Annotated in this window: 13 protein-coding genes and 1 pseudogene; 7 read left to right on the forward strand and 7 right to left on the reverse strand. The window is 74.4% G+C overall.

Going from position 1 to position 13,465, the window contains the following annotated elements:
• Positions 1–11 precede the first annotated feature (11 nt).
• Positions 12–845: an alpha/beta hydrolase gene (locus tag Cs7R123_RS06680; protein ID WP_212824289.1), complete on the forward strand. Its 834-nt coding sequence runs from the start codon at positions 12–14 to the stop codon at positions 843–845.
• 1 nt (position 846) lies between these two features.
• Here Cs7R123_RS06680 and Cs7R123_RS06685 read toward each other — a convergent pair whose 3' ends face one another.
• Positions 847–1,191, reverse strand: coding sequence for an ADP-ribosylation/crystallin J1 (locus tag Cs7R123_RS06685; RefSeq protein WP_212824290.1), 345 nt, complete (start codon positions 1,189–1,191; stop codon positions 847–849).
• A gap of 217 nt (positions 1,192–1,408) precedes the next feature.
• Between Cs7R123_RS06685 and Cs7R123_RS06690 the strand changes: the two genes are divergently transcribed.
• Both Cs7R123_RS06690 and Cs7R123_RS06695 read left to right on the forward strand, forming a co-directional pair.
• Entirely contained in the window at positions 1,409–1,783 is a 375-nt protein-coding gene (locus Cs7R123_RS06690) for a TraR/DksA C4-type zinc finger protein (RefSeq protein WP_212824291.1), read from the forward strand.
• A 114-nt stretch (positions 1,784–1,897) separates the two neighbouring features.
• Positions 1,898–2,332 (forward strand): DUF4362 domain-containing protein, encoded by a 435-nt coding sequence (locus Cs7R123_RS06695; protein WP_212824292.1) that lies wholly within the window; start codon positions 1,898–1,900, stop codon positions 2,330–2,332.
• 12 nt (positions 2,333–2,344) lie between these two features.
• Here the strand turns inward: Cs7R123_RS06695 and Cs7R123_RS06700 are convergent, their stop codons facing one another.
• Complete coding sequence (locus tag Cs7R123_RS06700; protein ID WP_212824293.1) at positions 2,345–3,862, reverse strand: DUF4419 domain-containing protein; 1,518 nt, start codon at positions 3,860–3,862, stop codon at positions 2,345–2,347.
• A 42-nt stretch (positions 3,863–3,904) separates the two neighbouring features.
• Positions 3,905–5,197 (reverse strand): hypothetical protein, encoded by a 1,293-nt coding sequence (locus tag Cs7R123_RS06705; RefSeq protein ID WP_212824295.1) that lies wholly within the window; start codon positions 5,195–5,197, stop codon positions 3,905–3,907.
• 73 nt (positions 5,198–5,270) lie between these two features.
• On the opposite strand from Cs7R123_RS06705, the gene Cs7R123_RS06710 reads away from it, so the two are divergent.
• Positions 5,271–6,068, forward strand: a complete 798-nt coding sequence (locus tag Cs7R123_RS06710; RefSeq protein WP_212824296.1) for an NUDIX domain-containing protein — start codon at positions 5,271–5,273, stop codon at positions 6,066–6,068.
• Positions 6,069–6,113: 45 nt separating this feature from the next.
• Here Cs7R123_RS06710 and Cs7R123_RS06715 read toward each other — a convergent pair whose 3' ends face one another.
• Positions 6,114–6,569, reverse strand: coding sequence for a hypothetical protein (locus Cs7R123_RS06715; RefSeq protein ID WP_212824297.1), 456 nt, complete (start codon positions 6,567–6,569; stop codon positions 6,114–6,116).
• A 187-nt stretch (positions 6,570–6,756) separates the two neighbouring features.
• Between Cs7R123_RS06715 and Cs7R123_RS06720 the strand changes: the two genes are divergently transcribed.
• The 3 genes and pseudogenes from Cs7R123_RS06720 to Cs7R123_RS40040 form a co-directional block, all read left to right on the forward strand.
• Entirely contained in the window at positions 6,757–7,395 is a 639-nt protein-coding gene (locus Cs7R123_RS06720; RefSeq protein WP_212824298.1) for a class I SAM-dependent methyltransferase, read from the forward strand.
• 40 nt (positions 7,396–7,435) lie between these two features.
• On the forward strand, positions 7,436–7,675 hold the full coding sequence (locus Cs7R123_RS06725) for a hypothetical protein (RefSeq protein WP_212824300.1): 240 nt from the start codon (positions 7,436–7,438) through the stop codon (positions 7,673–7,675).
• A 123-nt stretch (positions 7,676–7,798) separates the two neighbouring features.
• Positions 7,799–8,314, forward strand: a pseudogene (locus tag Cs7R123_RS40040) (SigE family RNA polymerase sigma factor); the annotation flags it as partial.
• Positions 8,315–9,460: 1,146 nt separating this feature from the next.
• Here Cs7R123_RS40040 and Cs7R123_RS06735 read toward each other — a convergent pair.
• The 3 genes from Cs7R123_RS06735 to Cs7R123_RS06745 all read right to left on the reverse strand — a co-directional run bounded on the left by Cs7R123_RS06735 (position 9,461) and on the right by Cs7R123_RS06745 (position 13,430).
• Positions 9,461–10,024, reverse strand: coding sequence for a GNAT family N-acetyltransferase (locus Cs7R123_RS06735; RefSeq protein WP_244871654.1), 564 nt, complete (start codon positions 10,022–10,024; stop codon positions 9,461–9,463).
• 57 nt (positions 10,025–10,081) lie between these two features.
• Positions 10,082–11,512 carry a uracil-xanthine permease family protein gene (locus tag Cs7R123_RS06740; RefSeq protein WP_244871655.1) on the reverse strand — a complete coding sequence of 477 codons (1,431 nt, stop codon included), beginning with the start codon at positions 11,510–11,512 and terminating at the stop codon, positions 10,082–10,084.
• A gap of 88 nt (positions 11,513–11,600) precedes the next feature.
• A complete protein-coding gene (locus tag Cs7R123_RS06745) occupies positions 11,601–13,430 on the reverse strand; it encodes a hypothetical protein (RefSeq protein ID WP_212824304.1) in 1,830 nt (609 codons plus the stop codon).
• Positions 13,431–13,465: the final 35 nt, after the last annotated feature.

Genomic DNA, 13,465 nt, shown 5'->3' on the forward strand with positions numbered 1-13,465 from the left:
CAGGAGCCGCCATGACCCACGCGTCGCTGCACGACGGCGCCCGCCTGCCCCTGCGCATCACCGGCGACGGCCCCGACCTGCTACTTCCCGTCAACCCCGAGCCGCTCGAAGGACCGCAGGCCGACGCGATGCGCGCCTGGGGCGCCGACCCGGACCTCGGCCGCAACCTCATCACCGGGCTCGCCGACCGGTTCCGCGTGATCGCGTTCGACTACGAGGGCCACGTCATGGGCCATCCCCGACCCGGCACGCTCACCCCGGACAGCCTTGCCGCCGACCTGCTCGCCGTCGCCGACGCGGCCGCCGCCCCACGCTTCGCCTACTACGGCTACTCGTGGCTGGCCCTGGCCGGGCTCCAACTGGCCCTGCGCACCGATCGGCTGTCGGCGCTGGTCATGGGCGGCTACCCGCCGGTCGGCGGGCCGTACCGGCAGATGCTCGCCGTCACCACCGCCGCCCACACCAAGGCCGCCGCCCCGGCCGAAACCGCTGGCGAGGTCGTCCCCGGCGACTGGGACACCGTGCAGGTCACCACCACCGAGGACCAGACCCGCCAGTTCGTCACGCTGTACGAGCGGCTGCAAGATTTCGACGACCGCGCGGCGCAGGCTTACGTCGAGTGCCCGCGGCTGTGCGTCGTCGGCTCCGCCGACACGATGACGTACGGACCCGGCTGGGGCGACGTCGTCGTCGACATCGCCGGACCGGTGCTGCGCGATCGCGCAGCGCTGGCGGCGTACGGCTGGGACGTCGCCGTGCTCGACGGCCTGGACCATCTGGGCGCCATGCAGGCCGCCGCCGTGCTGCCCGTGCTGCGGCCGTGGCTGAGCCGGGCGGTGGGCTGACTCAGCGGAACTCGTGCACGACCTCGATCGTCCCGACGATGTGCCGGTTGAACTCGGCCAGCTCCTCGGCCGGCACCCACAGCTCCAGGATGTCGCGGCCCCCGGCCTGCTGCACGGGGTAGCGGGCGGCGAACTCCCGCTCCACCTCGAACCTCGTGACATATCCCACGCCGGAGGCGGGCACGTTCCAGTCCCGCGCGATCATGATGGCGTACTGCTCGTTCAGGACCGGGTAGAAGATCGGCTGGTCGGGCAGCCGTGGCGGCCACTCCCGCCAGCCCGACGACTCGACCAGCGCCAACTCCTGCGGCCCGGTCGGACGCCACAGGGTCAGGGTCTCGGTCATCGCCGCCGCCTCCTCGCTAGATGGACGAGGCTACCGCTGACCAGCATCGCACGCGAGCGCAATATCGCGGTGGAGCGTTCACCTTTGTCCCGGCAAGCTTTCAGCCGGAGCTCAGCCACGATTGCCAGCATCGGGCCCATCGCCCCCGGCTTGCCGGAGGTTCACCGCCCACCCGGCGGGCGAGCCGCACAAGCAAGCGATCCATTGAGGAGTGAAGATGACCGCGGTTGCCGACCACCTCGACCTGACCCAGCTCGGCGTGCTGCTGCGGCAGCGCTACGACGAGACCGCCGCGCAGCTGCGCACCGAGACCGAGGCGGAGGCCGCCTGGCTGCGGCACATCCACGACCAGGGCCCCGGCGACTCCGCCGACGCGGGCAACGCCGTCTCGGAGACCGCCGAGCACGGCCTGGTCACGGCCGCGCTCCAGGAGCAGCTCAACCGCCTGGGCGACGCGCTGACCCGCCTGGGCGAGGGCACCCTCGGCACGTGCGACCGCTGCGGCGAGCCGGTGCCGCCCGGCCGTCTGGAGGTCATGCCCTGGGCCACCCACTGCGTCCCCTGCCAGAGCCGCGTCGACCGCCGCCGCTGACTTCGGGAAGGAAGGTCACCTCGCTCTGCGGGGTGCCCTTCCCCACCGCCGTCGGCGGAACCGGCGGTGCGGCGGGCGCGTCCCATCCCGCAGACACGGGGAAGGGACACGGGGATGCGTACCGCACGGATGCTGGTCCTGCTCGGGCTGCTGCTGGCCGCGGGCTGCGCCGGCAGGGACACCACGACCGGCGCCACCGCGGTGGCGGGCCCGTCACCGTCCGGCCTCGCGGCCGCGAGCTGCGGCGACATCCGTCTCGCCCAGTCCCAGGCGGCGCCCGAGCAGGCCCTGAAGTGCCTGATCGACGCGGCCACCGCCCACCGGGCCGCCGAGCTCGTCATCACCGGCCCGACCACCGAGGGCGACCCGATCACCTGGCGGTACACGTCGACCACCGCGGGCACCGTCATCCTGGTGATCGACTCCCGCCAGGACCGCTGGGCCGGCACGTCCGCCAAGCTGACCACCCAGACCTGCACCGGCCCGGTGCTGCGCCCCGGCATGATCGACTTCGCGAGCTGCACCGACCCGGTCCCGACCGCGCCCTGATCGGCTCGGCCGTTAGGAGTTCAGGCGGGCCAGCACCGCGTCGAGGCGCTCGGTCTCCACGTGGGCGATGTCCCCGCCGGAGTCGAGGGCCGCGTTCAGCAGGAACGCCAGGGAGGTGCCGTACACCGGGACGGCTGCGGGGGCTTCGGCCATCCGCTCCAGGGGTGCCGGGGTGCCGTCGGGGTTCTGCTGCGCCACCGGGCGGACGGCGGCCCAGTACGTCGTCTCGGTCCTGCCGTCGACGAGATACCCCAGGACACGGCCGTCGGGCAGGTCGAACACCGCCATCAGGAAGTCGTACCGGTCGGCGGCACCGTAGTCGATCACACGCAGCAGCTCCGGCGGCACCAGCCGCCACGCCCCGCCGAACAGCGACACCGCGCCGAGGCGCCGGTACAGGGCCACGACCTCCCGCGTGCCGGTGTACCAGTCGTGGGTCAGCGGCTCGATGTCGTGCTCGGCCGCGATCCGGTCGAGCACGTCGTCGATGTCGACCGGTGCCGGAGCCAGGTGCCAGCCCGCGACCGGCCGCAGCGCCCCGTCGCCGTCCTGGACCACGCCGACCAGGCCGCCGTGCAGCGCCACCGCCCGGTTGTCCCCGCCGACCCGGTCGTTGACCTCGACGACGGCGCGGGACAGGATCGCGGGCACCTCGCTCGTCCGCACCCCCGGCCCGTGGTAGCGGCCCTCGTCGGCGGCGATGTCGCGCGGCTCGTCCAGCGGCAGTTCCAGCAGCGGATTCGGATGGTCGAGCACCCCGAGCCGGTCCAGGTACGGGTAGAACCGCGCCGCCCAGCCGGTGGCCACCTCACCGCCGTACGCGTCGCCGGGGTTGTAGATCCGCCGCCAGAACGCCCGGTCGACGTCGCCGCCCGCGGCCCGGACGAACTGGTCGGCGATCGGGGCCAGCGACCGGCACCACCCGTCGAGGTCGAACGCCGCCAGCCGGTCGACGCGGGCCCTGATCCGGCGCCAGTCCTCGACCGTGCCGGTCAGGGTGATCGACGGGATGCCGCACACGCACACCGCCCACTGCGAGAAGTAGGGCGAGTACGCGTCGAGCAGCACGATCCGCCCGGCCATCCGCTCCACGTCGGTGCTGGTGGAGAAGTCGCACTCGAACAGGTCGGCGTCGGTGACCTCGGCGGCGAGCAGTTTGCCGAACTGCTCGGCCAGGTGCTGCCACGACGCGGCGTCGACGGGCAGCGGCCCGCCGACCGGCACGGTCAGCCGCTTGCGTCCGGGGTGGCCGACCAGCATCGGCCGCAGCCGTTCCGCGTGCAGCCGTACGTGCTGGGCCACCCCGCGGGCGATGGTGAGCCAGACCGCGTCCGGCGACAACACCAGCGGCCGGTGCTCGGCGAACGCCCTGGCCACGGCGGACAGCAGCGGGTCGACACCGTCTGGCTCCAGCAGCGCCCGGTCCGGATCGCCGCCGATCAGCAGCGCCTCCGGGTACAGGCCGGACAGCCGCACGGTGGGCAGCGCGCCGGTCACCGGCTCGACGTCGTCGACGCGGAAGGTCGCCATGGCGCGACCCTAACCACACCGTCAACCGGAAAAGCGGCCGCCTCAGGCGCCGGGCAGGCGGCTGCCCGGCGGCAGCCAGTCCGGGTCCAGTTCGAACACGAACCGCACCCCGTCGGGACGGTCGACGCGCCCCAGCACCTCCGCCGGGCCCTGCGCAACACCCTCGACGAACTGCTGCCGGTACGCCACCCCGTCGATCCACTGGTGGATCGACATCCGGAGGCTGACAGCCGCGGCGAACAGCACGCCGAGGCTGCTCGCGTGCTTGATGCGCCACGTGATCGCGTGTCCGTCGTCGCTGAACGGCCTGCCGAGCCGCTCGGGTATCTCGGCCGTCAGCGTCAGCGGTTCCTCCACCTGCACCGCCGCGCCGTTCTCGGTGAACTCCGCCAGCAACCTCGGCAGCAGTTCGGGGCTGGTGCGACCCGCCCCGAGGTACATGGACGGACGCCTTCGGATCGCCGCCGCACCCTCCAGCACGACGATCAACGCGGCGTCGTACGACGGCCTGCCCTGGGCGTCGACCGGCTCCGGAACCCGTACCGCCCGCCACTGCTCCCGGTCGGCGGGCAGGCCCGCCGCCGTGAACACCGCGGCAGCCTGCGGCCGGGTGCCGTCCCAGAGGTCGTCGCGGTCGGCCAGCAGCTGAGCGAATGCGCTCTGCGGACCCGTCGCCTGCCGGTCGGGCGGCAGCCCATCCGGAAAGGCCACCGGCAGGTACGGCCCGAACGCCACGGACCCGTGCAGCTCCGCGGCGGCGCACGCAGCCGGGTACAGGCGCCCGAAGTCGCTCACCCGCTCGCAGACCGTGCGCAGCAGCACCTGGTGCGGCGGCTCCTCCCACGGTGCCGGTGGCCGGGAGCGGGGCGCGAACGGTTCGGAGAAACTCTCGTCGAGGGCCCGGGGCGTCTGGGCCGTCCTGACCAGCAGTTTCACCGCCGTCGGATCGTCGGCCAGCGCCGGGGCCAGGGCGGCGCAGACCCGCACCGCCAGGCGCGGGTCGTCCAGCCACTCGCGCGGCGCCTCACCCAGGTCACCCAGGCCGATGACGTAGGAGGCGCACTCCCAGCGGTCCGCCGCCGCGGCGGCGGCTTCGCGGTGGTATGCGACGATCTCGGCGCGGCGGTCGGCCAGGGCAGGATCGCGCACCAGCACCACCAGCGCGGCCGCGGTCATGGCCCGGGTCCGGGCCGGCCACTCGGGCGGCACCGGCCAGAGCGCGCCGAACGCCGCGCCGGCGGCGACCCCGCACAGCGCCTCCAGCTGCGCGGGCATGTCGGACGCCACGCCGTACGGGTGGAGCAGCCGGTCCCAGCGGACCTCATCAATCGCCACGGCAGGACACTAGCCGCCCCGACCGGCTCGCCTGGGGGCGGCCGCTGTCGGTGGTACGCGGCATGATGCGGCCATGCTGACCCTGCCGCTGCTGCGGCCGCTCATCGAGCAGGCGTGGGGGCCGGACACCTGCGATCCGGCCGACCTGGACCACTGGCGCGCCGACAATCCGGCCCACGGCCAGTGCGGTGTCACGGCCATGGTCCTGCACGACCTGCTCGGCGGCGACCTGCTGCTCGGCGAGGTGCACGAGGACGGTCGGCGGACCGGGTTCCACTACTGGAACCGGCTGCCCGACGGCGCCGAGGTCGATCTCACCCGGCAGCAGTTCGGCCCGGCCGAGACCGTCACCGACGGCGCGGTCGTGGTCCGGCCGCCCGACGCGCCCCGGCGCTGCCGGGGCCAGTATCAGCTGCTCCGGCACCGGGTCACCGCGCAGCTGACCGCACCGGCGCCGGTGCCGGGGCCGCCGGTGCGGATCGCGCTGGCCCTGCTGGTCGACCCCGCCGGTGCGGTGCTGCTGAATCTGCGCAGCCGCGACGCGCGGGCCGAACCCGGCCAGTGGAGCCTGCCCGGCGGGCACGTCGAGGCCGGGGAGACCCCGGCGCAGGCGGCCCGGCGCGAGCTGGCCGAGGAGACCGGGCTGGCCCCGGCCGGTCCGCTGCACCCGTTCTGGCACGACCTGCGGCCCGACCTCACCGGCGGTGCGAGCGCTGTCGAGCTGCACGTGTACCGGGGCGACGCGACAGCCGCGGCGGACGTGACCGTGGGCGAGGGCGAGGCGGCGCGGTTCGTGCCGTACGCCGAGGTGACCGAACTGGACCTGAGCCCCACCGCCGCTGCCGTGCTCTGGCGCCTGCGCCACCGGTGAGCGGCCCGGTGGCCCGCGCGCACACGCGGGCCACCGGGTGGGCGGTCAGGCGGCCAGGCCGTAGTCGGTGATCCACTCGTCGACGGCGGGCAGCACGGCGTCGGCGTAGCAGTCGGTCACGCCGCAGGTGCGGCGCTGGTGCAGGCCGCGGCCGTACAGCGCGACGATGTCCTGGCGGGCGGCGAGCCCTTCGGCGGGGCGGCCGGCGGCGTACAGGTTGCGCTGGAGGGCGTCGAGGGCCCAGATCAGCAGCTCGGTGGCGGTGTGGTCCTGGACGGGATCGATCAGTCGAGCAGTCGCGACCGCTTCCTGCGACATCCGCAGCCGGTCCGCCGGGTCGGCGGTGACCCGCTCCAGGCGGATCAGCGCGTCGGCCAGGCGGCCCCGGTAGCCGGGGTTGCCCGCGGCCAGGGTGCGGTACGCCCACACCTCGGTCGCCTCGGGCAGCTTCGTCGACGACAGGACGATGGTGCGCGCGATGAGCTCAGCCTCGATCAACATGCCTCCGTTGCTCTGCGGACAGAAAGGACGCCCGCTGCCGGCGGCGGGCGTGAGCCGGCAGCTTATGCGGGTGAAACCGCAGGTCGCGAGGGGTTGAACAGCCGAGTGTGCCGTGCCCGGAACTGGTTTATCCTTTAGGTGGTCCAACCTCGCGCCGCCCCCGGCGGCCGGACTAGCGTGTCCGGTCATGACCGCCGACAGCTGGCTCGCCGAGACCCGGACCTCCTACGACACCGTCGCCGCCGACTACGCCGAGCTGCTGCGCACGCTGCTGGACCAGACGCCGCACGAGCGCGAATACCTGGCCGCGTTCGCGGGCCTGGTCCGCGACGGCGGGCCGGTCGCCGACGTCGGCTGCGGGTCGGGCCGGATCACGGCGCACCTGCACAGCCTTGGCCTGGACGCGTTCGGGGTGGACCTGTCGCCCGGCATGGTCGAGGTGGCCCGCCGCGACCACCCGGGCCTGCGGTTCGAGGTCGGCTCCATGACCGAACTGGACCTGCCCGACGCCTCGGTCGCCGGGCTGGTGGCCTGGTACAGCCTCATCCACGTCCCGGACGACCAGGTCGGCCCGGTGCTGGCCCACTTCCGGCGGGTGCTGCGCCCCGGCGGCCCGCTGCTGCTCGGCTTCCACGTCGGCGACCAGACGCAGCACAAGACCCAGGGCTACGGCGGCCATCCGATGAACGTGTACGTCCACCGCCGCCAGCCCGCCCGCGTGGCCGCCTGGCTCGACGACGCCGGGTTCACCGTCGGCTCGCAGCTGACGCTGACCTCGGCCGAGAGCACGCTGGGCGCGATGCTGCTCGCCCACCGCCGCCCCTGACCGCCGGTTTCACCCGCCCCGCCCCGGGTATGCCCGCCTTATGACTGACGTTGTGCAGACCCGCGGTGACGGCCATGACGAGATCCTGGCCCTGGACACCACCGGCAACGGCCAACCCGACCTGTGGGCGATCGACACCGACGGCGACGGCAAACCCGACCTGTTCCAGTCCGACACCGACGGCGACGGCAACCCCGACGTCACCATGGTCGACCTGACCCAGGACGGCACCATGGACGTCATCGTCGACGGCGACGGCGGCCACCCCCTGACCCCCTAGTCCGTCGATCATGAACCTGTGGCACGGTTCGGCGGTGTGTCGCGGGCACGGGTTCCTGATCGATTCACGACAGCGGCGGCAAGGCGGGCAACCATCGGGCGGGCGGGACGCGTCCTGGGGGGCATGTCGGTATCGCCCGCTGCCCCGCTGCCCGCCGAGTTCGACGCGTTCGTCCGGGCCAGGACCGGCGCACTGCTGCGCGCGGCCTACTTCCTCACCGGTGACCGGCACCTGGCCGAGGACCTGGTCCAGTCGGCGCTGGCCCGTACGCACCGCAGCTGGCCGAGCCTGCACGCGGCGGGCGCGGCCGACGCGTACACCCGCAAGACCATGTACCACCTGCAGGTGTCGTGGTGGCGGCGGCGCCGGGTCGCCGAGACGCTGACCGACGAGCTGCCCGCCCGCACCGGCGCCGTCGCCGACCCGGCCGACCAGACCGCGCTCCAGGTCACGCTGCGGTCGATGCTGCTGCGGCTGCCCGCCCGGCAGCGGGCCGTGCTGGTGCTGCGGTTCTTCGACGACCTGACCGAGGAGCAGACCGCGCAGGCGCTCGGGGTGACCGTCGGCACGGTCAAGAGCCAGACCGCCAAGGCGCTGGCCAAGCTGCGGGTGCTCGCCCCGCAGCTGCGCGACTTCTACGCCGGCTCCGCCGACGAGATCAGGCCGGTCGACCTGCGGGAGCGGGCGGTGGTCTCGTCGCGGCAGCTGGCGGCCCGGCGCACCGCCGCCGCCGCGTCGGCCGCGGCGGTGCTGGTCGTGGCCGTGGTCGCCTTCCTCGCGCTGCGCGGCGGCGGCGGGTCCGTGCCGCCCCTGAACCCGACGCCGTCGGCTGCCCCCTCCCCGACCGCCCTGCCCACGCCCGCGGCGGCCGCCCCCACCGACCTGGGCCCGTTCGCGTCGGCGACGCTGACGCTGCCGGAGTGGACCGGGCCGCGGGCGGCCGAGTGCGCCTCCGGGCGGATCACGCTCGACCGCGACGGCGTCGCCGACAGCGCCGCGCTGCCGGTATGGGTGGTCGAGCAGGTCGCATCCGACGTGGACGGCGACGGCACGAAGGAGTCCGTCGCGACGTTCATGTGCGGCGAGGGGCCGGAGTCGCCGGGCACGCAGGTGGTCGCGTTCCGCCGGGACGGGGCCGGGCGGCTGGCCACGGTCGGCCGGGTCGTCGCGACGGGCCCCACGCTGCTGATGATCCACCACATCGAGGCCGCCGACCCGGGGATCGCCGTCGAGCTGTCCAAGGACTACACCGACACCGGCCAGAGCAACGTGCCGTTCCAGCGGCGCACGTACCGGCTGGTGGACGGCGCGTTCCGGCAGGTGGCCGGGCCGACGTCGTGGCCGGCGCACCCCGAGCACGCCGCGCTGGCCCTCGACACCACCCACGTGGCGCTGCGACCGGCCGCGGGCGGCCGCTACGCCGGCCAGTTGTCGGTCGTCGTCGACAACAGCGGCACGCTCGGCGTGGACCGGCTGCGGCTCACGCTGCACCTGCAACCGTGGCTGCGCCCGGCGGGGCCGGGCTGGGACGGCTGCACCCGCGAGGACTTCGGCGCCGACGGGGTGAACGTGGTGTGCACCCTGCTCGGCCCCGAGGCGGGTGCGAAGGTCCGGGCCGAGTTCACCTTCGCCGTCGACCGGCTCCCGTCGGCTGTGCCCAGCCCCAGCCCCAGCCTCGCGGACGAGATCTCCCCGCTGTTCTCGGCGCGGATCGACCAGCTGCGGCCGTACACGTACGAGGAGCCGGTCTCGTGGGAGAAGTCGTTCGTGGTCGTCGTGGCCGGCTCAGCCGGGTGACGCGGCCAGGCCGGTGACGTCGGTCCAGGTGAGGCGCAGTTTCGCCGGGGTTCCGTGCAGGCGCCCCGGCACCCCGCCGGGCGGGGCCACCGGCTCGCTGCCGGCGGCGATGCCGCCCCGGGCGCGGTAGAACGCCTGCGCGGCGTCGTTCTGCGCCAGCACCCACAGGTACAGCGACGGCGCCGCCGCGTCGGCGAGCACGGCTGCGGCGGCGCGGGCCAGCAGCGCGGTGCCGATGCCGCCGCGGTGGCGGTCGACGGTGACGTGCAGGTTGTCGACGAAGCTGCCCCAGCGCGGGTCGTGGTCGAGGATCACGTGCACGAACCCGGCCAGGGCGGGGCCGTCCTCGGCCAGGATGGTGGTGCTGCGGCCGGGTGCGGCCAGCCGCGCCGACCAGACCGCGTGCCGGTCGGCGACGACGTCGCCGTCGAGGAACGTGTCGGCGTAGGCGCCGCGGTAGAAGCGGCGCCAGCTGTCGGCGTGCAGGCGGGCCACGGCTTCGGCGTCGGCGGGGCCGGCGGTGCGCCATACCAGGGAGGTCGTCAGGGTCACGGGCCCGACGGTAGCCGCGGCGCCGCACCGGGGCGGGGCGGTTTCCCGCCTAGTGGATCACGCGTCGGCGATGCCGCGCCGCTCGTCGTAGGGCACCTCGCCGGCCGCGGCGCGTTCGTGGCGCTGCTGCTCGCGCAGGTGCTCGGGGGCCAGCCAGCGGGCCAGGTGGTAGCCGACGACGGTGACGATGGTGCCCAGCGCGATGCCGCCGAGGGTGAACGTGGAGCTGAACACCAGCGACGTGTCGCCGATGGCGATGATGATGCCCGCGGCCAGCGGCACGAGGTTGATCGGGTTGCCGAAGTCGACGCCGTTCTCCTTCCAGATCTTGGCGCCGAGCAGGCCGATCATGCCGTACAGGACGACGGTGATGCCGCCCAGCACCCCGCCGGGGGTGGCCGACACGACCGCGCCGAACTTGGGCGAGAACCCGAACAGGACCGCCACCACGGCGGCGATGTAGTAGGCGGCCGTGGAGTAGATCCGGGTCGCGGCCATGACCCCGATGTTCTCCGCGTACGTGGTGGTCGGCGAGCCGCCGACGGCGCTGGCCAGCACCGTCGCGACGCCGTCGGCGCCGATGGCCCGGCCCATGACCGGGTTCAGGTCGTGGCCGGTCATCTCGGCGACGGCTTTGACGTGCCCGGCGTTCTCGGCGATCAGCGCGACGACGGCGGGCAGCACCAGCAGGATGAAACCGAACGAGAACTGCGGCAGGTGCCACCCGGCGACCTCGTTGCCGTTCGCGTCGACGCCGGTGTGCGGCGGGAACCCGAGCCACGGCGCGGCGGCCACTCCGGACCAGTCGACCCGCTCGTGCGTGGTGGGCCCGGCCGCACCGGGCAGCACCGAGGTGATCGGACCGGCGATCCGGTCGAGCAGCCACGACAGCAGGTAGCCGAAGATCAGGCCGAGGAAGATCGCGATGCGGCCGACGAAGCCGCGGGCGGCGACCGCGACGACGATGACGAACAGCATCACGGCCAGGGCCACCCACTGGTCCTGCGGCCAGTAGACCTTCGCCACCACCGGGGCGAGGTTGAACCCGATCAGCATGACGACCGCGCCGGTGACCACCGGCGGCAGCACCGCGTGCAGCACCCGGAACCCGAGCAGGTGGATCAGCAGGCCGACCAGGGCCAGCACGGCGCCGGCGACCAGGATCGCACCGGTGACCTGCGCGGAGTCGCCGCCCTGGGCCCGGATCGCGGCCACGGCGCTGACGAACGACGCCGAGGTGCCCAGGTAGCTGGGCACCCGGCCCTGCACGATGAGCAGGAAGCAGATCGTCGCCACGCCGCTGACCATGATCGCCAGTTGCGGGTTGAGTCCCATGACGACCGGGAACACGAACGTGGCCCCGAACATCGCCACCACGTGCTGGGCGCCCAGGCCCGCCATGCGCGGCCAGGACAGCCGCTCGTCGGGGGCCACGACCCGGCCCGGCGGCGGCGTCCTGCCGCCGTAGACCTCACGCCATCGCAACACCGGCACCTCCGTCGCGCCCGGACCATCCCAGAATGCACCGTCCGGGGTGGTTTTCGCACCCGATCACACGGTCGCCGGCCGGGCGGGTTCACCGCCGGTCGAGCAGGCTGCGCAGGTTCGCCACGCCCAGCGCGACGGCGGCGGCCACGGCGAGCACTCCGAACGCGACCCGCAGGTTGGTCAGCAGCAGCCAGGTCACGTACCAGATCGCGGCGATGATGGCCAGGCTGAGCAGGAACACCGGCAGCCGGCCGCGCAGCACCGCCTCGACCGCCATCACGGCCAGCACCGCCACCAGGGTCACCCACAGCACCGGCCCCAGGTCCAGCAGCAGCCCGACGCCGAGCAGGAGCAGCAGGATCGACAGCGACGCCCCGGTCCAGAACCGCAGCAGCACCCCGGCCGAGGTGGTGACGTCGGGCACGGCCCGGTGCCGCAGGTGGGCGTGCGGGTCGGGCCGTACGCCCGCGTCGGCGACCTGCCGCAGCTGGTCGCGTTCGTTGACCGCGACCCGGCGCCGGGCCCGCAGCCCCGCCACCGCCGCCTCCCGCTCGGCCAGTTGCGCCGCCGCGCCGTCGCCGCCGTGCCGGGTGCCGGTGACCGACCGCGGCAGCGCCTCCACGCCCGCCCCGGCCCGCCGCAGCTCCTGCTGCCCGTCGGCGATCTCGCCGTCGAGGCCGTCGACGAGCCGGTCGAGTTCGGCCACCCGCGCGGTGCGGGCCGCGTCCACCTGCGCGTCGGGCGGCACCCGGTCCAGCCCCGCCCAGCCGACCGGGTCGGCCCACGACTGGCGGATGGCGCCGCTGCGCTCGTAGCGGGGACCGGCCGGGGCCCGCTCCCCGCCGAACGGGTCGTCGGTGTCCAGCCCCCACAGACCCCGGTAGTCGCGCACCCACGGGGTCTGCGAGTCGATCAGGACCGGGGTCCACTCCCGGCCGGTGCCGGGCCCGACCTGCACCCCGTCGCCGCGCCGGTAGTCGACGTACGGGATGCCGACCCCGACCGACGCCCGCCCCCGGGTCCACGGGAACAGCACCGAGCGCACCGCCACGTATCCGGCGATGAAGCGCGCCAGCGCGGGCGGCTGCACCCGGACCAGGTAGTCGCCGGGCAGGTAGGCCCCCGAGTGCGAGCCCGCGCCCGCGTTGCCGACCAGGTGGGTGCCGCCGACCCAGGTCAGGTCCGGGTCGTCGGGGCGGCGCCGCAGGTCGTCGCCGACCTCGTCGTGCGACGACATCGCCACCCACGCGAGCTCGTACCGCTGCTCGGACGGACCGTCACCGGTGTCGACCAGGTACAGCGTCAGCTGCTCCCAGTCGGCCTCGTGGTCGTTGACCCCGGCGAACGTGGACCGCCAGTCGTTCATCGCGTACAGGAACCAGTACTGGATCACGACGTAGCCGCCGTCGGTGCTGACGTGCGCGTGGTACGCCTCGCACGGCGGCCCGGTCTCGGCGTAGCGCTGCTGCCCGGCGGCGACCAGCCCGCCCGGCACCCGGCCGCGCAGGACCAGCGACAGCCGCATACCCGAGTCGATGAACCGGCCCAGCAGCCCGACCGCGGCCAGCCGCGACACCCCGTGGAACGCGGGCCGGTCCGGGCGGCGCCGCCACAGCCGCAGCTCGCGGCGGTCCAGCGACCGGGCCGCGTACCGCAGGAACAGCCGCTCGACCGGGTGCTGCCGGGCGGCGCGGGCCAGGGCGTCGGGGTCCAGGGCCCCGTGGTCGACCAGCAGCACGGCCGGGCCGCGGCCGCGCGCCGGGGCCAGCCACAGCGCCGCGCCGGACAGGTACTGCCCGACGGTCATCGGGAAGAACAGCTCACCGGCGGTGAACCGCAGCACCGGTTCGAAGCGCCGCACCAGGGCCAGCAGGTCCACGTCGGCGGGCAGGTCCCGGGCATCGGCGCGGCCGCTCACCTCTGCAAGTCTGCCCAAGGGCGGGGTGCGGCGGA

Origin of the sequence: Catellatospora sp. TT07R-123 (assembly GCF_018327705.1) — a bacterium.
Taxonomy (GTDB): Bacteria; Actinomycetota; Actinomycetes; order Mycobacteriales; family Micromonosporaceae; genus Catellatospora.

Excerpts from the sequence above, each read along its gene's own strand:
- Cs7R123_RS06680 (WP_212824289.1), top strand. The coding sequence starts at position 12 with ATGACCCACGCGTCGCTGCACGACGGCGCCCGCCTGCCCCTGCGCATC.
- Cs7R123_RS06685 (WP_212824290.1), bottom strand. The coding sequence starts at position 1,191 with ATGACCGAGACCCTGACCCTGTGGCGTCCGACCGGGCCGCAGGAGTTG.
- Cs7R123_RS06690 (WP_212824291.1), top strand. The coding sequence starts at position 1,409 with ATGACCGCGGTTGCCGACCACCTCGACCTGACCCAGCTCGGCGTGCTG.
- Cs7R123_RS06695 (WP_212824292.1), top strand. The coding sequence starts at position 1,898 with ATGCGTACCGCACGGATGCTGGTCCTGCTCGGGCTGCTGCTGGCCGCG.
- Cs7R123_RS06700 (WP_212824293.1), bottom strand. The coding sequence starts at position 3,862 with ATGGCGACCTTCCGCGTCGACGACGTCGAGCCGGTGACCGGCGCGCTG.
- Cs7R123_RS06710 (WP_212824296.1), top strand. The coding sequence starts at position 5,271 with ATGCTGACCCTGCCGCTGCTGCGGCCGCTCATCGAGCAGGCGTGGGGG.
- Cs7R123_RS06715 (WP_212824297.1), bottom strand. The coding sequence starts at position 6,569 with ATGTTGATCGAGGCTGAGCTCATCGCGCGCACCATCGTCCTGTCGTCG.
- Cs7R123_RS06720 (WP_212824298.1), top strand. The coding sequence starts at position 6,757 with ATGACCGCCGACAGCTGGCTCGCCGAGACCCGGACCTCCTACGACACC.
- Cs7R123_RS06725 (WP_212824300.1), top strand. The coding sequence starts at position 7,436 with ATGACTGACGTTGTGCAGACCCGCGGTGACGGCCATGACGAGATCCTG.